Below are 19,304 nucleotides of genomic sequence, written 5' to 3'. Positions count from 1 at the left end.
TGCACATATAAAAATTCAACCGAGGAGAGATACTTATGGCCTCTACGGTCATTCGCCCAGACGGAAACCGCCATCATGTTGTCATCATCGGCGCTGGCTTCGGTGGCGTCAACGCAGCCAAGGAACTTGCGGATGCTGATGTCGATGTGACCCTGATCAACAGCACCAACCACCACCTTTTCCCGCCACTGCTCTACCAGGTGGCAACCGGCCTGATGTCCTCGGGCGAGATCACCGGTGACATCCGTCAGATGTTTGCTAACCAGCAGAACGTCCGCGTCGTTCGTGGCACTGTTGAGACCATCGACGTCAAGGGCAAGACCGTCACCTCTGTTGAAAGCGGCAAGGAGTACACCTTCGGCTACGACTCGCTCATCGTCGCCGCTGGTGCTGGCCAGTCCTACTTTGGCAACGACCACTTCGCCGAGTTCGCGCCGGGCCTGAAGACCTTGGATCACGCGTTTGAGATCCGCGCACGCCTCATTGCAGCATTCGAGCGTGCAGAACTCGCGGAAACCGCAGAAGAGCGCGATCGCGCTCTGACCTTCGTCATCGTTGGTGCTGGCCCGACCGGCGTCGAGCTTGCTGGCCAGGTTGCGGAGATGGCGCACCGTGCCTTCACCTCGGGCCGATACTCCTTCAGCACCGAGCAGTCGAAGATTTACCTGCTTGATGGCGCACCGCAGGTGCTGCCTCCATTTGGCAAGCGCCTGGGCAAAAAGGCACAGCGTGAGCTTGAAAAGGCCGGCGTCACCGTGATCCTCAACGCCATGGTGACCAACGTTGATGCGGACTCTGTCACCTACAAGGACATGAAGACCGAACAGGAAACCACGATCCAGACTCCGACCAAGATCTGGTCCGCTGGTGTTGCGGCTTCCCCGCTGGGCAAGCAGGTCGCAGACCAGATCGGTGTTGAAGCGGACCGTGCCGGCAAGGTTGCTGTTAACGCGGACCTTTCCGTCGGCGACGAGCCCAACGTCTTCATCGTTGGCGACATGATGAATCGCGACCGTCTGCCAGGTGTGGCCCAGGTTGCAATCCAGTCCGGCGCTTATGTCGGCAAGGTCATCAAGAACCAAGTCGAGCACGATATCGCTCCGGAGGATCGCGCTCCGTTCGAGTACTTCGACAAGGGCTCCATGGCGATCATCAACCGCTTCAATGCTGTGGTGAAGATGGGCAAGGTCGAGATCACCGGCTTCATCGGCTGGCTGATGTGGCTTGGCGTCCACATGTCCTTCCTCACCGGCCGCCGTAACCGCATTGTGGCTGCCAACGAGTGGACGATTAACGCGTTCTCCCGCACCCGCCACAACCTGGCTGTCACCGAAGGCCAGCTGGAGAACATCCACCTGGAAAACGGCGAAAAGTAAGCGTTCATAGCGCTCCAACTTCCCCGGTTCTTCGCTCTCAACGAGCGCAGGACCGGGGTTTTTGCTACTCTCCACCCCCGAAGACTTTGTGTGACCAACACCACGCCAAACGTATTACCTATAGTCGGAGAACTTCTTTATACTCATAGGTAAGCGGCAAGCGCTTTAAAGAGACTGTGTTTGGGAATGGGTAAGCGCAGCCGCATGAAGACCACTAGTTATCTATGTGAAAGATCGTGCAACTGTGACTGTTTCTACAGAGCCGCAAATCCAGAACAAGGCGTGGGAAGGTTTCACGCCAGGACCGTGGACCGAGCACATCGATGTCCGCGACTTTGTTCAGCGCAATTACACCCCGTACGACGGGGACGCATCCTTCCTCGAAGGCGCAACCGACAAGACACTGCGCCTCTGGGACTACCTGGATAAGAATTACCTCGCCGTTGAGCGCGAGCGTCGCGTCTATGACGTTGACACTGACACTCCGGCCGATATCGACGCCTTCAAGCCCGGATACATCTCCGAGGATGATGACGTGATCGTCGGTCTGCAGACTGATACCCCGACCAAGCGTGCCATGATGCCTAACGGTGGCTGGCGCATGGTTGAGCAGGCCATCAAGGAGGCCGGCAAAGAGGTCAACCCGGAGGTGAAGAAGATCTTCACCCACTACCGCAAGACCCACAACGATGCCGTCTTCGACATCTACACCCCTCGTATCCGCGCAGCACGCTCGTCCCACATCGTCACGGGCCTGCCGGACGCCTACGGCCGTGGACGCATCATCGGTGATTACCGTCGTGTGGCGCTATACGGCGTTGACTACCTCATCGAGCAAAAGCAGCTGGCCAAGGATGCGTCTTTGGAGAAGGGCTTCTCCGAGCACTGGGCCCGCTACCGCGAGGAACACGCCGAGCAGATCAAGGCGCTCAAGAAGCTCAAGAAGATGGCTGAAGACTACGGCTTCGACATCTCCGGCCCGGCAACCAACGCCAAGGAAGCCGTGCAGTGGACCTACTTCGGCTACCTTGCCTCCGTAAAGAGCCAGGACGGCGCCGCAATGTCCATTGGTCGCCTCTCCCCGTTCTTGGACGCATACTTCGAGCGTGACCTAGCCAACGGCACCTTGACCGAGGTTGAGGCGCAGGAGATCATCGACGCGCTCGTCATCAAGCTGCGCATCGTGCGCTTCCTCCGTACAGAGGACTATGACCAGATCTTCTCTGGTGACCCGTACTGGGCAACCTGGACCGACGCTGGTTTCTCTGAGGACGGCCGCCACCAGGTCACCAAGACCGCCTTCCGTCTGCTGCAGACGCTGCGCAACCTGGGTCCTGCTCCGGAGCCGAACATCACCATCTTCTGGGATCCGGCGCTGCCGGAGGGCTACAAGGAGTTCTGCGCCGCGATCTCCATCGAGACCTCTTCGTTGCAATACGAGTCTGACAAGCAGATCCGTGACCAGTGGGGCGACGACGCCGCTATTGCGTGCTGTGTCTCTCCGATGAAGGTTGGCAAGCAGATGCAGTTCTTCGGCGCACGCGTTAACGCTGCGAAGGCACTGCTCTACGCCATGAACGGTGGTCGTGACGAAGTTACCGGCAAGCAGATAACTGACGGTGACCACAAGCCGATCGAGGGCGATGGCCCACTCGACTTCGACGAGGTCTGGCAGAAGTACGAGGAGATGCTCGACTGGGTTATCGGTACCTACGTCGAGGCGCTGAACATCATCCACTACTGCCACGACCGCTACGCCTACGAATCCATCGAGATGGCACTGCACGACTCCGACATCGTCCGCACCATGGGCTGTGGCATCGCTGGCCTTTCAATCGTTGCTGACTCTCTGTCCGCGATTAAGTACGCGAAGGTCACACCGGTGCGCGACGAGACAGGCTTGATCGTCGACTACATCACCGAGGGCGACTTCCCGTTCTACGGCAACGACGATGACCGCGCGGACGACATTGCCGCAACTGTGGTCCACACCGTGATGCAGAAGATCAAAGCGATCCCGATGTACCGCGACGCTATTCCGACCCAGTCGGTACTGACCATTACCTCTAACGTGGTCTACGGCAAGGCAACTGGTTCGTTCCCGTCCGGGCACAAGGCCGGCACTCCGTTCGCCCCAGGTGCGAACCCGGAGAACGGCGCAGACAATCACGGCATGGTCGCTTCGATGCTGTCCGTGGGCAAGCTCGACTACAACGACGCATTGGACGGCATTTCGCTGACCAACACGATCACCCCGTCGGGCCTGGGCCGTAACAAGGAAGAGCAGATCACCAACCTGGTTGGTGTTCTCGACGCCGGCTTCATCATGGACAACGCCGATGCGGTAGTTAACCCCGCCTAATCAGACTTTCCCACTCACCTATTCACTCCGAAGGAGACGACATCATGACCACCCCTACTTTCGACGAGCGCCTCGCTTCCATGAAGGCTTCCCGTTCCGCGAACAACATGGACTCTGGCCTGTACCACGCCAACATCAACGTGCTTGACGAGTCCACGCTTGAGGATGCAATGGAGCACCCAGAGAACTACCCGAACCTCACTGTTCGTGTCTCTGGCTACGCCGTGAACTTCGTGAAGCTGACCAAGGAGCAGCAGCGCGACGTCATCTCTCGTACCTTCCACCAGGGCGCGTAGTTTATGGCCCAAGACGGAACGAGCGGCGTCGTCACGCTATCGCCTGAAGCAGGCGAGCGCGTGCGCGGCGTCGCTGCCGGTTTAGGCGGACTTTCCACCGACGACCTTGAGATCACTCGCCCAGAGTTGTTTGAGGCTCGCCGTACTGGCGAGATCGGCCTCATCCACTCTTGGGAACTGGTCACTGCCGTCGACGGACCGGGCACCCGTATGACGATTTTCTTGTCGGGCTGCCCACTGCGGTGCAAGTACTGCCACAATCCGGACACGATGGAAATGAAGGAAGGCACACTCGAGCGTATCGACGACGTCGTGCGCCGTGTGCTGCGATACAAGCCTGTGTTCAACGCTTCAGGCGGTGGGCTGACGCTTTCCGGCGGAGAACCGTTGTTCCAGATCGCGTTCACACGCCGACTGCTCAAGGCTGTGCATGATGCTGGTGTCCACACCACGATCGATACCTCTGGTTACCTTGGTGCACGCTTGACCGACGAGGACCTGGACAATATTGATTTGTTCCTTCTCGACGTTAAGTCCGGCGATCCGGACACGTACGAAAATGTCACCGCGCGCCAATTGCAGCCAACCATCGATTTTGGTGATCGACTGCACGAGAAGGGCAAACCGGTCTGGATCCGGTTCGTTGTAGTCCCAGGTCTGACCGACGCTGAGGAAAACGTGCAGCGAGTCGCCGATATCGTCGCGCGTTGGAAGGGCACCGTAGAGCGTGTGGAAGTGCTTCCTTTCCACAACATGGGTGCCGACAAGTGGGACAAGATTGGCCTCGACTACGAGTTGCAGGACGTCACTCCCCCGTCCGCAGAGTCCGTTGAGCATGTGCGATCAATCTTCCGCTCGCGTGGTTTGACGGTGTTTTAACCCGGGGTATCACCCCCGTTAGACATTAAGGCGCGCACGCGTAATATCACTTTCGGTATTCGTGCGCGCCTTTTGCGTGCCTATTCATTACAGGGCGACCTCTCATACGGCAAGCCCCACAAGCGTGAAAGGGGGCTAAAGCTATGCCGCCACGTATTTCAATTCCAGGACAGCGTCCTAAGAAGGTGCAGCCCCCGTCTGTGAACCAAATCCCGGTGCCTGTCGAGCGTCAGATCGACTTTTGCCGCGTTTTTGTCGACGGCAAACGCCAGCCGGGAAATGTGCGCATGACTCACGCACTTGAGGTGGCAGAACGCTACGACAACGCTTTCGTATGGCTGTCTCTGAAAGAGCCCACAACGGAGCAAATGGAACGCATCGCCGAGGTCTTCGATATTGAGGACCTGGTTGTGGACGATGTTGTCGCAGCCCATCAGCGACCGAAGGTTGAACGCCACGACGAGCAGTTGTTCCTGGTTGTGCGTTCAGTGTCGTATCGTGACGACGAAGAGGTGTCGGACGCCCGTGAAATCATTTCCACCGGCGAAGTACAGATGATTATCGGCGAGAAGTTTGCCATCACGATTCGCCATAATGTCCGTCTCCCTGACCTCACCAACAAGCTCGAGGACGAAGAAGAGCTAGCGCTGCTCGGGCCTTCCGCTGTGGCGTGGGCGGTATCTGACTATCTGGTAGACAACTACCTGAAGGTCGCGGATTTCCTCGAAAGCGACGTCGACGAGCTGGAAAACGAAGTGTTTACGCCACGTCGCACGATCAACATTGACAAGATCTACACCTACAAGCGTGAGATTTTGGAGATGCGTCACGCGATCGACCCACTGTCGCCAGCGCTTCGCAACGGGTTGACGAACAACAAGGACTTTATGCGTAAGGCTCTGCGTACCTACTTCCGCGACGTCCAAGATAACTCCACGATCGTCAGCGACCGTCTTTCAGGCTTCGACGAACGTCTCACGTCCCTGCTGGACGCGTCGGTAGCGAAGATTACGATGCAGCAGAACTCTGACATGCGTACGATTTCGGCCGTTGTGGGCATGGCGGCGGTGCCGACCTTGGTTGCCGGAATCTACGGCATGAACTTCGAAGTCATGCCAGAGCTTGGCTGGCGTTACGGCTACCCCGCTGCACTTCTCGCAATGTTCATTGCTATCTCGGTGATGTGGTGGTGGTTCCGCAAGAACCACTGGCTTTAAACAGCCGCTATTTGCTCAAGATCATCAGTTTGAGGTTGGTCACCGCGACCAACCTCTCCTCGCAGTACATGTTCACGCGCCACAGGTGGGTGCGCGCACCGATGTGGACCGGCTCCGCGGTGGCGTCGATACGTTGCCCCGCGCGCACGCTGCCCAGAAGGTCGGTGGAGTTGCTCATCCCCACTGCTGGCTTGGCGCTAGCTGCCACCGCCGCAATTGACCCCATGGTTTCACCGATTGCGCAGTAGACACCGCCGTTGACAATGCCGGTTGGCTGCAGATGCTCCTCAGTTGCGACGAGGTGTGCATCCATCCGTTCTTTTGAGCAATAATCCAGCACCAAACCGAGTCGCTGGGCGAAGTCAACGTTGAGGTTGTTGATCACGGCGAGTTCTTCTTCGCTCAACGGCGTGTCAAGCACTTCGTTGTACAGGCGAAAATCGAATTCTAGGTTCATGCTCGTCGATGATACGGATGATCTGTCCTCAGCCACGTAGAATTCGCACTATGACTGCAGATGCTTCAGAACCTCTTGCTCAAATCGGTGTCGTCGGTATGGCAGTAATGGGCTCAAACCTTGCCCGTAATTTTGCGTCGAAAGGCCATACCGTCGCTATTTACAACCGCTCACCAGAGAAGACGCGGGCGGTTATCAACGAGTATGGCCATGAGGGAAACTTCATCGCCGCCGAGACCATCGAGGACTTTGTCGCATCTCTGCAGCGCCCCCGCAAGGCAGTGATCATGGTGCAGGCCGGTGCAGCAACTGATGCGGTCATCGAACAGCTCGCTGATGCGATGGAAGACGGTGACATCATCATCGACGGTGGCAATGCCCTGTTCACCGACACGATTCGCCGTGAACGTGAGATGGCCAAGCGCAATCGCCATTTTGTCGGCGCGGGTATTTCCGGCGGTGAAGGAGGTGCGCTGCGTGGCCCGTCGATTATGCCGGGTGGCCCAGTCGAATCCTGGGAGACACTTGGACCACTCCTCGAAGACATTGCTGCAAAGGTCGATGGCACCCCGTGCGTGACCCACATTGGCCCGGACGGCGCAGGTCACTTTGTCAAGATGGTGCACAACGGCATCGAGTACGCCGACATGCAAGTGATCGGCGAGGCGTACCACCTGCTACGTTACGCAGCAGGCCTGGCCCCTGCGGAGATCGCCGACATTTTCACTGAATGGAACAAGGGCGATCTGGATTCCTACCTCATCGAAATCACCGCGGAGGTGCTTCGCCAGGTCGACGCCCGCACCGGAAAACCGTTTATCGACGTCATCGTGGACGCTGCCGGCCAAAAAGGCACCGGACGGTGGACCGTCAAGGAGGCACTGGATCTCGGTGTACCGACCACTGCTATTGGCGAGGCAGTGTTTGCCCGCGCGCTGTCGTCGGCACTTGCCCAGCGCGAGGCTGCGACGGAAGCCGAACTTCCGGCGGGCGAGTTGAGTACCCTCGAAGCACTTGGCGTGGAGAAGACTGCGTTTATCGACGATGTCCGCCGAGCCCTGTACGCCTCCAAGTTGGTCGCCTACGCGCAAGGCTTCGACGAGATTAACGCTGGGTCCGCCGAGCACAACTGGGATATCAAACCGGGCGATCTCGCACGTATTTGGCGCGGTGGCTGCATCATTCGTGCGAAGTTCCTCGACCGCATTACCGAGGCCTACGAAAACGATCCGAATCTCCCGTCGTTGTTGCTCGATCCGTACTTCACCGGAGAACTGCAAAAGGGCCTGGTAGACGCATGGCGCCGTATGGTTGTCGTCGCTACGCAGCTTGGACTCCCAGTGCCGGTGTTCGCTTCCTCGTTGTCCTACTACGACTCGCTGCGTGCCAAGCGGCTGCCAGCAGCACTGATCCAGGGACAGCGCGACTTCTTTGGTGCACACACCTACCGCCGCGTGGACATGGAAGGCACGTTCCACACCACCTGGTCCGGCGAGCGGGAAGAGTTGAGCTTCTAAAACAACGACGCGCGTACACTGATCTGAATGACTACATTCGCCGACCTCGGCCTACCCCGTGAAATCGTCGCCACGCTGAAAAAGCAGGGCATCACGGAGCCCTTCCCTATCCAAGAGGCGGCTATCCCCGATGCCCTTGCGGGCCGTGATGTTCTCGGGCGGGGTCCAACAGGCTCGGGCAAAACGTTTACGTTCGGTTTGCCTATGCTTACCCGTCTCGTTGGAGCCCCATCACGCCCGGGTCACCCGCGAGCGCTCGTGCTTGCGCCGACGCGTGAACTTGCAACGCAGATTCGCGAGCGTCTCGACGACTCCGCTGCTGCCCTCGGCCTACGCGTCCTCGATGTTGTCGGTGGCGTGAACATCAATAACCACATTCGTGCGTTGGCCTCCCCAGTCGATCTCCTTGTGGCTACCCCAGGGCGCGCCGAGGATCTCATCAACCAGAAGAAACTCTTCCTGGATCAGGTGGAGGTCACTGCTCTGGACGAAGCCGACCAGATGGCCGACATGGGCTTTTTGCCACAGGTACGCAAGCTGCTCGACCGCACTCCCAAAAACGGTCAGCGTTTGCTGTTTTCCGCCACACTGGATGGCGACGTACAAAAGCTCATCGACCGCTACATGCACAACCCAGTGACGCACTCCACTGCGCCGGTGGAAGCGGCTGTGGACACCATGGAGCATTTTCGACTTTTGGTCGGTGGCCGTGAGCAACGCAATGAGATCGCGATGCAGATCGCCGCACGTGACGGCAAGACCATCATGTTTATGCGCACGAAACACGGTGTTGACCGTCAGGTGAAGAAGCTGCGACGTGTCGGCATCAATGCCCAAGGGTTGCACGGCGATAAAACCCAAGGGGCGCGTACGCGTGCCTTGGACGGCTTCAGCGACGGCACCACCCCGGTGCTCGTCGCTACTGATATTGCCGCACGCGGTATCGATGTTGACGACGTCTCGCTTGTCGTCCACGTTGATCCGCCAGCCGAGCACAAGGCATATTTGCACCGCGCAGGGCGCACCGCCCGTGCTGGCACGTCCGGCACAGTGGTCACGCTCGTCATGGACGAGCAAGCTAAGGAAGTCGCGCAACTGATGCGCAAGGCAGGCGTGAAGGCTCCGGAGGTCAGAGTGGCTCCAATGTCGGAGTCGTTGGTTACGATTACAGGAGCACGTGTCGCAGATGGAAAGCCACTGCCTCCGCCGGGTGCTCCGAAGCAGGCTCCCCGTGGGGGTGGCGGGCAAGGCTCCCGCGCTGGGCGTCGGTCGTCGCAACGATCGAGCCGCGCTGGACGTTCCCGTTCTACACGTGGGCAACGCGGCAACTCGCAGGGTCGTCGTGGAGAGAACAAACGAAGGAGTAACGGCCGCTAAGGCGCAGATCAACACACATGGACATATTCATATCCATACTTTCTCTTCTGGCGTTCGTATTGCTGACAGCCTCTACCGGGTTGTTCGTCGCAATCGAGTTCGCCATGACGGGGCTCGAGCGCTCCACAATCGATGCCCACGTTAAACAACGCGGGGATGCTACAGCCCGCGCTATCGCGCGTGATCACGCGAATCTTTCGTTCGTCCTCTCAGGCGCCCAGCTCGGCATTACGGTGACGACGCTGGCGGCAGGTTTCCTTGCCGAGCCTGTACTCGGTAAGTTCTTCACCCCTGCGTTGGAGGCCGTCGGACTTAGTGCGTCGGCCTCAACCACTGTCGCACTTATTTTGGCCCTTGTCATCGCAACGTTTTTGTCGATGGTTTTCGGCGAGCTTGTACCGAAAAACATGGCTATTACGGACCCGCTGGCGACAGCTCGCGTGGTCGTGCCACCGGTGCACTGGTTTAACACGGCGATGAAGCCGTTTATCAACCTTCTCAATACCTCCGCTAACTGGATTGTGCGCAAGATGGGTATCGAGCCTGCCGACGAGCTTGCCTCGGCCCGCTCTTCTCAGGAGCTTGGCGCCATGGTGCGCTCGTCGGCAGAGGCTGGTGGTTTGGATGCTGAGACCGCTGCAGTGATCGACCGATCACTGCGCTTCGGCGAGACCACAGCTGAAGAGGTGATGACGCCCCGTTCCACCATCGACTCCCTCGACGCGGAGGATACTGTTGTCGACCTGATCGCACTCGCTCGCGAAACTGGGCGTTCGCGTTTCCCAGTGCGGCGTGGAGATCTCGACGACACCCTCGGAGTCGTCCACATCAAGGACGCATTCTCCGTGCCACCCGACGAGCGTGCGACCACACAACTTGCCACGCTTGCCCGGCGTGTCCCAATCGTCCCGGGCACGCTGGACGGCGATTCCGTGCTGAACCGGGTGCGCTCTGCTGGTTCGCAGGTCGTGCTTGTTGCCGATGAATACGGTGGCACCATGGGCCTGGTTACCATCGAAGACCTCGTTGAGGAGATTCTTGGCGAGGTGTACGACGAATACGATGACCGCGAAAGCGAAAAGGACTTTGTCCGTTACGGCACCTCATGGGAGGTTTCCGGGCTCGTGCGTCTCGACGAGCTCGAAGAGCGCCTCGCCTACACAGCACCCGACGGCCCCTACGAGACGTTGGGCGGTCTGATCATGGCAACACTCGGTCGCATCCCGAAGGTTGGCGACGAGGTCGTCCTGCGCGAAACGTTCGGTTCGCTGCAGGAGGAGTTCCAATCGGCAGGCGCCGGATCATGGCTTGCCCAGGTCACCGCAATGGACGGCCGCCGTGTGGATAAAGCGATGCTGCGCCCGATTACCCCTGAGGAGGCCGACCGATGAGTATCTGGCTCGCTGTTGTCCTGATTGTCGCCCTCCTCGCTGCTAACGCATTCTTTGTTGGAGCCGAGTTCGCTCTCGTATCCTCGCGCCGCGACCGTCTCGAGTCACTCCAGGCCCAAGGCAAAACCAAAGCCCAGGACGTGATGTACGCAACCGAGCACCTTTCCATCTACTTGGCTGGTGCGCAGTTCGGCATTACTGTGGCCTCGCTGATATTGGGCAAGGTTGCCGAGCCGGCGATTGCAAAATATCTGGAGGAGCCGTTCCTCGCGCTGGGTGTACCGGCAGATATTCTGCATCCAATTTCGTTCGTTATTGCGCTTGCATTCATTTCTTTCCTGCACATTTTGTTCGGCGAGATGGTGCCGAAGAATATTGCCATCGCGGGGCCTGAGCAATCCGCAATGTGGCTGACCAGACCGATGACGGTTTGGATGAAGCTAACCCGCCCCGTGCTGGAAGCACTTAACTGGGTGGCTCGTAAGACATTAGCTGCGTTCGGTATCCAACAGCGCGACGAGTTGGATTCCACTGTCGACCAGGAGCAGTTAGCCACAATGATTCAGGAGTCTCGCAAAGAGGGGCTCCTGGATGCCGAGGAAACTGTCCGTTTGGCAAAGGCGTTGCGTCAGGATTCCCGCAGCCTCAACGAGGTGCTCATCCCGCTTGTAGAGGTAAAGACGATCCCCTACGACCCGCGCGGCATCCGTCTTTCGATCATCGAGCAGGCAGTGCAAGACACCGGTTTTTCACGCTTCCCGGTACTGATCAGTACGGGATCCCTGGCGGGCTACCTGCATGTGAAGGACATTCTGGACTTGATGGAGACAGATGAGAAGGATCCACGCGTGCCGCTTTCACGCATTCGACCGCTCATCACAGTCGACGGCCACGAGTCAATGGACGACGCTCTTACTTTGCTGCACCGACGTTCAGCGCACATGGCGGCAGTGCATGAGAACGGCCGCCTCGTCGGGATCGTCGCCCTCGAAGACCTCATCGAGGAATACGTGGGTACGGTGTCGGACTGGACACACGAAAACGAATAGTTAGCGTGCGTATGACCACAACCCTGCAACCTGAGGAATATCTCGCACGCATACACGAGCACGAGCAGCGTGCGGCTCCTTGGGCGGACGCCCGTGCGGCTCGGCGTGCGCATGGCGAGTACCACCCAGTATGGGACTTCCTCTTTGAGTACTACCCCGTTCGCCCATCGCATTTGAAGCGCTGGCATCCAGGGGTTGGGGTCGCTCTCGCGCAGGCTGCGGATACACCGCAAGCGTCTTGGCGCGACTACGTCACAGCACCTGACGGAACCGTGTCCTTGAGTCTAGGCCTTTTCCTCCAGCATCGACGCAATGATGTGGAGATGGTTGGCCGGCTGCTGCGTGCCGTCGATACGCGTCCTGCTCACTTTGATTGCTTCGGCATGCACGAGTGGGCGATGGTGTATAAGACCGGCCACCCACGTCACGATTTGCCACTTCGCCTTGGAGCAGAGGGCACCAACGGCGTGGTTGAGTCTCACCACATCAAGTGCTCACATTATGACGCGTTTCGTTTCTTCACCCCTGCAGCGCGTCCGCTGAATCTGACTGTTCTTACTCGCGAGTCTCAGCCTGATCACGACCAGGCTGGCTGTGTACATGTCAGCATGGATCTGTACAAGTGGGCGTTGAAGTTAGGACCGCTGGTACCTGGCGAGCTTTTCCTGGATTGCTTTGAGCTTGCGGCACGGGCTCGGCGCTTGGATATGGAAGCGTCGCCATACGACTGCCGAGAGTTGGGCTTTGATGTTGTCGCGGTAGAAACCGCTGAAGGTAAAGCGGAATACGTTGCGCGTCAACGGGCATTGGCTCAAGCCGCTGCTCCACTGCGCGCCAGGCTTGTCGCGACCGTAGAAGCTGCGTTGGACAGCTAAGCTCGGAGCAGGTTTTCTCAATCGTTCGACGTTGAAGGGGCTACGACCACAATGGCTAGGCACGCAAGCGGTAAAAACAATTTCAGGCTAGCGGGTTGGCTTATCGCCCTGCTTGTCGCTCTCGCTGTAGCTGCAGTGCTTGCAGTGGTTTTGTGGCAGCGCGACGGCACCGACTCGAGCGCTGCAGCTCCTGATTGCGTATCCGGTGATCTGGTTCTGCCGGTCGCCGCTTCCGATGAGAAAGTGGGCCGTGCACTTATCGACGACTACGCAGCCGCCAACCCCGTTGTCCGGGACTACTGCATCAAGCCGCAGTATGTTGACTCGATCAAGGAAGCAGCAGTCTATATCGCTCCGAATACCTCGATTACGCATAATGCGTTGAAGTCGGCTGAGCGCACTGCAGCGGTTGCTGACCCCCAAGCCGTCCATAGTGAACCTGTAGGAGTCGCTGGCACCGAACAGGTGAAGTTGGAGGACGTGAAGACCGAGTCTGTGCTGTTCCCTGTTGAGGAAGAGCCTGAGGCTTCCGCGTTGGTGGCGGCAAAGGTCGCCGGCAACGACAATGATGCTGTGAAGGCCCTCACCGATCAGCGTCTGGGTAAGCTGGCGGACTTCGCAGGAGCAGACGGCAAGCTTGTGGCGACTGCGAAGGACAGTGTTCCGGAAGGTCTTTCATTTACCTCAGTCGGCGCAGACATTGTTTACGCGGCGATCCCATTGAACCAGAACGACACAGTAAACGAGGATCAAGCGCGCGCTGGCCAGGACTTCGCACGTGCCGCAGCCGAGAAGTTCGATGGCTCCGAGAAAGATCAGCCGGTGATTTCGGATCTGGTCTGGGCTGCTGCCCTGCCTTCTGGTGGAGAGAAGCTCGGCGATCAAGCTGAGGCTGCAAAGGTGATCGAGCCGGTCAACACGTTGTTCCTGCTTGACACTTCTGAGGCAATGGCGCCGTTTATCGAGCCAGCCAAGGACGCGATTGGCAACACCGCGCTTGAACTTGCCGGTGCAGGGAAGGAAGTAGGTCTGTGGAACTACTCCTCACCGCTGACCCCTGGCGTGGTGAATGGTTTCCGCCAAAACATCTCCGTCTCCCCTGACGCGGAGTCGGTCAACGTGGCGGTGCGTCGCTTCCTTGTCGGCGGAGTCCCCCAGACCCGCGAAGCACTCCAGGCTGCGGCTGCTACATACGGCAACGCAAATGCGCCAATGCGAATTGTGCTCGTTACCACCGGCACCGCTGATGCCGGAGATGACGCAGCATTTATTGACGGCTTCCGGCAGGCAGCGGGCAACAACCTGGACCTGACTGTGGTGCGCGTCGGAGAAGGCGATCCGGATGCGGCACTCGAGCAGATCGCCAAAAAACAGGTCGATGCCAAGACTGCAGAGAACATCGCGGATGCGGTGAAGCAGGCCGCAGGGTTCTGACGACTAACATCGGCGAGCAACAAAGGCCCGGACTGGAGGGAGTACCCAGCCCGGGCCGTTGTTGTGTGGCCTGTTTAGGAAGTCTTGCGACGACGGCGATCAGCCAGTTCGTCGAAACCAATGACGTTTGGAGCGTCGATCTCTTCTTCGACACGCTCGGACGGGAACGCGGAGATGGTGCCGGTGAGTTCCTTCATAATCTGCGGCACCGCAATGCCGAACACGCCCTGGCCGCCGCCAAGGAGGTCGATGATCTCTTCGTTGGAGCGGCACTCGTAGACGGTTACACCGTCGGAGACCAGGGTGATTTCCGCAATGTCGGAGACACCGCGGTCACGCAGCTTGTCCACCGCGAGGCGAATGTTCTGCAGGGAAATGCCGGTGTCCAAAAGACCCTTGACGATCTTGAGTACCAAGATGTCCTTGAAGGAGTACAGACGCTGGGAACCAGAACCCTTTGCGCCACGGATCGACGGGCGAACGAGCCCAGTGCGTGCCCAGTAATCCAGCTGACGGTAGGTGATGCCTGCGACCTGGCATGCGATCGGTACGCGGTAGCCCACTTCGTCGGACGGGCCGACGTCGAAAAGCGATTCCTGCACCGCAGCCGAGGTGGTCTCCTGCTCGCCTACCTGGTTGAGATCGTTGATACTCACGTAATTACTCCCATGAAAGTTATATGAGGGCCTGCTGACTATTAAATGCCAAGCATAGGACCTGGGTCAAGAGTTTCACGCGCAACACGCCGAACTCTCAACCTCAACTTTACACTGAGACTTTATTTCGCCTCGTCTGCCCCATCGTCCCCATCAGTATCAGGAGTATCACCGGTGTCGAGGTCATCCACACCAAGATTGCGCATGAGCTCTTCAAAATCAGCGTCAGCCTGGGCGTCGCCGCTTGCTGAAACAGATTCCTGAGGATCAATGACCTTGAGTTCAGCACCAAGAAAACGCTGCGCGTCTTCCGGCGAAAGGTAGATCGATGCCTGGCTTGCTACGAGGTCATCAACGCTGAGTTCGTGGTCTAATTCAAGCGCAAGCAGAAGCGCGTCACTCGCCCGCAGGTCCAGTTCAGAGCCGTCCGCAAACGACACGGTTGCCATAAACATGCCCTCTAAGTACGAAGACAGCTCAATGGTTTCTACTGTTTTTCCGGTGTTGCGAATCAGATCCACAACGGCATCTATGGTGCGGGGGCGGATTGGCGACCAACCTGAAAGCCGGGCAGCCAATTCCCCACCCTCATGCGTTGGTACCCAGACAGGAATGCACCGGCCGTTAGAGGATCGCTGCAGCAATGCGCAAAGGTATTGCTCGGGACCGACGGGGTACACCCCGACCAGCTCGACTGCTTCCATAACGACTAGTTGCCGGACTGCTTGCGCAGTTCGTTCTTCACCAGCGAAGCGTGCAGCGAGACCACCAGCGCGGACATCTGCTGGCCAATCTCTTCTGCTTGCTGCTGCGCATTGACCTTGCCGGACTTTGCAACCGGTTCGGTGACCTGACCGATCATGTCAGCCTGACGAGCAGCAGCGGTACGCAGCGTCTTCAGATGACGCGAGTCCAAGCCGAACTCAGCCAGGGACATTGCGGTAGTGACAGTGCGGACATCGTCGACATTGAACAGCCCTGCCGCGTCTGGGGTGATGAGGCCTACCTTGATGTATTCCTCAACCGTGGACTGCGAAGCCTGAGCCTGTTCCGCAACATCCACGTCGGTCAGGCGCGTCGGTGCTGGGGCCCGGAAGTTCTCTGGAGAGATCATCGGCTCAGCATCGTTTGCAGTCAGGATCGCGGTGACCTGGCCGGAATCCATGGCCTCGAGCTGTTCGCGGATCACCTTCAGCGGGAGGTAGTTGTCACGTTGGGTGACCAGAATGTAGCGCAGGCGCTCCACGTCCTGATCAGTAAAACGGCGGTAGCCCGACGCCGTGCGCTGCGGTGTGATCAGTCCCTCAGATTCGAGGAAACGGATCTTGGAGACAGTCACGTCCGGAAATTCAGTCCGCAAACGCTCAAGCACAACACCAATCGACATGGTCTTTGCCGGTTTGTTGGGCTTGGCTTGCTTCGCGGCCGTCTGCTGCGGTGCGGTTTTGCGGATTGCGCTCACGTGATCGTGCTCTTCTTCTCGTGGGACGTCGGGCTAAGGATGAACGGAAGTTTAGGCTTCCGCGGTGATGAATACGAGTCGGAACTTGCCGATCTGGATTTCATCGCCATTGGTCAGCTGCTGCGTGTTTCGCGGCTCGCGGTTGACGTAGGTGCCGTTGAGCGATCCGACGTCGACAACCTCGTAGCCATCCTCGTTGGCTCGGAACTCGGCGTGACGACGAGACACGGTCACGTCATCGAGGAAGATATCCGCCTCTGGGTGGCGGCCTGCCGTGGTCGACTCCTGGTCGAGCAGGAAGCGTGCACCAGCGTTCGGGCCACGCTTGACGACGAGCAGCGCCGCACCTTCGGGGAGGTTTTCAGTTCCTGCTGCGGAATCCACAGATGCCGCGGCACCAGATTCCATCTCCTTGAGCAGGTCTGCTCGGAATACCGAGGTGGTTTCGACCTGGTTCTGCGGCGTGTTGTCGCTCATGACTAACTCCTTGACTATCGAGTCGAGATTGAGAACTTCTGCAATAGTACCGCCCAAGTCGGGATTGGGTGGTGTTTAGTGACTTAACGGAAAATATTGCCGATGCCACTAATGACAGAATTGCCTGACCCGGCAAGCGGATTATCCGAAACCATGTAGGTCCATGTGGCGCTTGGACGCTTCCATCCTGCATCAGCAAGATGCGCCCCGGATTCATCGATATCCACGGTGTTAAAGGTTTCTACGGCTTGGTCAACCGCACGGTTGGCGAGGTCTTTGAACTCGCGCACAGCAATACGGTGGTACTCATCGATCGGGGTCTCGCGTGCGATAGCGCGAAGGTGAATAGATTCACGGACATCGTCCATCAGCGCGAGGTGTTCGGACCACTCTGCGTCGAGATGGAACAGCATGATTTCGCGCGCTGCTTGGTCGAGAGCCGGCTGCGGTAGGTGCGACAGTTCGGCGGCGCGCTGCGGGGAGCGCTCAGAGAGTTCTCGCCACGCTGTGTCAGTATCCAAAATGGTGGCGCGACGCTCGTCGAGAATGTCGCGGTGGTCTGCGAGAAGCTTGTTGTACTTCCACGTCTGGGAGTGGATCTCCAACAGTTGGCCTTCGGTGACGCGCTGGCAGTGCTCAACGAACTGCTGGGCTCGATTGCCGGTGAGGCGCCCATCCGGTTCAGGCTGCGCGGAGAAGGATTCGTCGGCCCCTCCGGTGGTGATGATGTCGTCGTCAAGGGAGACGAAGAACAGGCTCAAGCCTGGATCGCCCTGGCGCCCTGCACGGCCGCGAAGCTGGTTGTCCAAACGCGCGGTGCGGTGACGTGCCGTGCCAATCACGGCGAGTCCGCCGAGGGCGGCAACTTCGGCATGATCGCTTTCGTTCGCGCCGCCGAGACGGATGTCGGTGCCGCGACCGGCCATCTGGGTCGAGACGGTGACACGTCCGATGTCGCCGGCTTCTGCGATGATGCGTGCCTCTTCTGCATCGTTTTTCGCGTTGAGCACGTTGACGTCGATGCCACGTGCCTCGAGTGCTTCCGCGAGCGCTTCAGATTCGGCCACATCATGCGTACCCACGAGCACCGGCTGGCCAGTGTGGTGGATGTGCTCAATCTCGTCGACAATCGCCGCGTTCTTATCTGCCATGGTGGCGTAGATCCGGTCTGCCTCGTCGAAACGCTTGAGCTCGTTGGCTCGGTCGATAACGGAGACGTGCAGGCCGTAGAAACTGCGCAGCTGGTCGGTCGCCTCGACGGCGGTGCCGGTCATGCCGCACACGAGCGGGTAGCGGCGCATGAGCGCCTGCAGGGTGATCGAGTCTAGGATGCGCCCGCCCTCGGACACGTCGAGGCCTTCCTTCGCCTCGACCGCAGCCTGCAAACCATCTGGCCAGCGCTGGAGCTCAGCGACGCGGCCACGTGAGGCGTCGACAAGTGCGACCTTGCCGTCTTCGACGATGTAGTGGACATCGCGGATCAGCAGCGCCTTCGCATGCAGCGCCAGGTTCACGCGCACGAGTGTGGTGCCAATGTTGTCGTCGGAGTACAACGAGTCGATGCCGAGCAAGCGCTCGACTTTCTGCGCGCCTTCGTCGGTAAGAAACGCGTTACGCCCATCCGAATCGATGGTGTAGTCCTTGTCCTCCACCAGGTGCGAGACGGCCTCAGTGATCTGCCCGGTGGCCTGTTGGGCGCCTTCGGAGCCGGCGAGGACGAGTGGGACCAGGGCTTCGTCGACAAGCACACTGTCCGCCTCATCGACGAGGGCAACATCTGCCGGCGCCTGCACCGTCTGGTCGCGGGAGGTGATCTGGTTGTCGCGCAGGTGGTCGAAGCCAATCTCCGTCACCGGGGCATAGATGACGTCGCAACGGTAGGCAGCGATGCGCTCTTCGCGTGTCGACGACTCCGTCACCGCAGCCACCGACAACCCGAAAAACTCCACGAGCGGGCGCATCCACTCCGCATCACGGGCGGCAAGGTAGTTGTTCACCGTGATCAGGTGGACGCGCTTTCCCTGTAGTGCAAAGCCGGTCGCGGCCATCGCGCCGACCAGGGTCTTGCCCTCGCCGGTGGCCATCTGGATCACGTCGCCTTCGAGTAGGCGAAGCACCGCTTGGTTCTGCACGTTAAACGGAGTCATGCCGAGCGTGCGTTGCGACGCAACGGACAACCCGGCGAGGAAACGAGACTTGTCCTTGACCTCCCCATCTGTGACGGCGGCGCGGACGGTTTCGGCGAGCGCGGTGTCGTCGAGAAGCGAAAGCTCCTCAATGAGCCCATGTGCGTCAGCGACGACAGCCTTGGACTTCTTATTGTTGCGCTCCGCCGTGGAGCCCATGGCTTTCCAGAACCAGTCGAATTTGCCCATAAGGCTTAAGGATAATGCGGTTTGACGCAACGTTCCGCTGAAGGGGTGCGCCAACGTGCGAAATTGATGGTGACACGATTACGCTGATGGTCAAAATTAAGGAG

Annotated in this window: 17 protein-coding genes; 11 read left to right on the top strand and 6 right to left on the bottom strand. The window is 58.9% G+C overall.

Features of this window, described 5'->3' with window-relative positions:
* Positions 1 to 35 precede the first annotated feature (35 nt).
* From CCOY_RS06330 to CCOY_RS06310, 5 genes are all read left to right on the top strand, one after another.
* Positions 36 to 1,376 carry an NAD(P)/FAD-dependent oxidoreductase gene (locus CCOY_RS06330; protein WP_092102512.1) on the top strand — a complete coding sequence of 447 codons (1,341 nt, stop codon included), beginning with the start codon at positions 36 to 38 and terminating at the stop codon, positions 1,374 to 1,376.
* A 244-nt stretch (positions 1,377 to 1,620) separates the two neighbouring features.
* Entirely contained in the window at positions 1,621 to 3,738 is a 2,118-nt protein-coding gene (locus tag CCOY_RS06325; protein WP_070423198.1) for a pyruvate formate lyase family protein, read from the top strand.
* Between the two features lie 44 nt (positions 3,739 to 3,782).
* Complete coding sequence (gene grcA2, locus CCOY_RS06320; protein WP_034999039.1) at positions 3,783 to 4,034, top strand: autonomous glycyl radical cofactor GrcA2; 252 nt, start codon at positions 3,783 to 3,785, stop codon at positions 4,032 to 4,034.
* A gap of 3 nt (positions 4,035 to 4,037) precedes the next feature.
* Complete coding sequence (pflA, locus tag CCOY_RS06315) at positions 4,038 to 4,913, top strand: pyruvate formate-lyase-activating protein (protein WP_070451534.1); 876 nt, start codon at positions 4,038 to 4,040, stop codon at positions 4,911 to 4,913.
* Between the two features lie 143 nt (positions 4,914 to 5,056).
* Positions 5,057 to 6,130 (top strand): magnesium and cobalt transport protein CorA, encoded by a 1,074-nt coding sequence (locus CCOY_RS06310; RefSeq protein WP_070423200.1) that lies wholly within the window; start codon positions 5,057 to 5,059, stop codon positions 6,128 to 6,130.
* Between the two features lie 7 nt (positions 6,131 to 6,137).
* Here the strand turns inward: CCOY_RS06310 and CCOY_RS06305 are convergent, their stop codons facing one another.
* Positions 6,138 to 6,587, bottom strand: a complete 450-nt coding sequence (locus tag CCOY_RS06305) for a PaaI family thioesterase (RefSeq protein WP_070451538.1) — start codon at positions 6,585 to 6,587, stop codon at positions 6,138 to 6,140.
* Between the two features lie 50 nt (positions 6,588 to 6,637).
* Between CCOY_RS06305 and gnd the strand changes: the two genes are divergently transcribed.
* The 6 genes from gnd to CCOY_RS06275 are packed head-to-tail and all read left to right on the top strand — an operon-like array spanning position 6,638 to position 14,230.
* A complete protein-coding gene (gene gnd, locus CCOY_RS06300; RefSeq protein WP_092102509.1) occupies positions 6,638 to 8,104 on the top strand; it encodes an NADP-dependent phosphogluconate dehydrogenase in 1,467 nt (488 codons plus the stop codon).
* Between the two features lie 27 nt (positions 8,105 to 8,131).
* Entirely contained in the window at positions 8,132 to 9,481 is a 1,350-nt protein-coding gene (locus tag CCOY_RS06295) for a DEAD/DEAH box helicase (protein ID WP_092102506.1), read from the top strand.
* A 17-nt stretch (positions 9,482 to 9,498) separates the two neighbouring features.
* Positions 9,499 to 10,872, top strand: coding sequence for a hemolysin family protein (locus CCOY_RS06290; RefSeq protein WP_070423204.1), 1,374 nt, complete (start codon positions 9,499 to 9,501; stop codon positions 10,870 to 10,872).
* Positions 10,869 to 11,921, top strand: a complete 1,053-nt coding sequence (locus CCOY_RS06285; protein ID WP_070484767.1) for a hemolysin family protein — start codon at positions 10,869 to 10,871, stop codon at positions 11,919 to 11,921. The genes CCOY_RS06290 and CCOY_RS06285 overlap by 4 nt, the downstream gene beginning before the upstream one ends.
* Before the next feature lie 11 nt (positions 11,922 to 11,932).
* Positions 11,933 to 12,796 (top strand): 3-methyladenine DNA glycosylase, encoded by an 864-nt coding sequence (locus tag CCOY_RS06280; RefSeq protein WP_092102503.1) that lies wholly within the window; start codon positions 11,933 to 11,935, stop codon positions 12,794 to 12,796.
* Between the two features lie 51 nt (positions 12,797 to 12,847).
* Positions 12,848 to 14,230, top strand: coding sequence for a vWA domain-containing protein (locus CCOY_RS06275; protein WP_092102500.1), 1,383 nt, complete (start codon positions 12,848 to 12,850; stop codon positions 14,228 to 14,230).
* Positions 14,231 to 14,304: 74 nt separating this feature from the next.
* Here the strand turns inward: CCOY_RS06275 and CCOY_RS06270 are convergent, their stop codons facing one another.
* From CCOY_RS06270 to secA2, 5 genes are all read right to left on the bottom strand, one after another.
* Positions 14,305 to 14,880: a MerR family transcriptional regulator gene (locus CCOY_RS06270; RefSeq protein WP_070423253.1), complete on the bottom strand. Its 576-nt coding sequence runs from the start codon at positions 14,878 to 14,880 to the stop codon at positions 14,305 to 14,307.
* Positions 14,881 to 15,008: 128 nt separating this feature from the next.
* Entirely contained in the window at positions 15,009 to 15,590 is a 582-nt protein-coding gene (locus tag CCOY_RS06265) for a bifunctional nuclease domain-containing protein (RefSeq protein WP_070423208.1), read from the bottom strand.
* Between the two features lie 5 nt (positions 15,591 to 15,595).
* Complete coding sequence (gene ftsR, locus CCOY_RS06260) at positions 15,596 to 16,348, bottom strand: transcriptional regulator FtsR (RefSeq protein ID WP_070423209.1); 753 nt, start codon at positions 16,346 to 16,348, stop codon at positions 15,596 to 15,598.
* A gap of 51 nt (positions 16,349 to 16,399) precedes the next feature.
* On the bottom strand, positions 16,400 to 16,825 hold the full coding sequence (gene odhI, locus CCOY_RS06255; protein WP_070423210.1) for an oxoglutarate dehydrogenase inhibitor Odhl: 426 nt from the start codon (positions 16,823 to 16,825) through the stop codon (positions 16,400 to 16,402).
* 83 nt (positions 16,826 to 16,908) lie between these two features.
* Positions 16,909 to 19,200 (bottom strand): accessory Sec system translocase SecA2, encoded by a 2,292-nt coding sequence (gene secA2, locus CCOY_RS06250; protein WP_092102497.1) that lies wholly within the window; start codon positions 19,198 to 19,200, stop codon positions 16,909 to 16,911.
* Positions 19,201 to 19,304 lie beyond the last annotated feature (104 nt).

It is taken from the genome of Corynebacterium coyleae (genome assembly GCF_030408635.1).
Classification (GTDB): domain Bacteria; phylum Actinomycetota; class Actinomycetes; order Mycobacteriales; family Mycobacteriaceae; genus Corynebacterium; species Corynebacterium coyleae.
The sequence above is the reverse complement of the archived record's forward strand: the minus strand, read 5'-3'. Positions and strand labels throughout refer to the sequence as shown.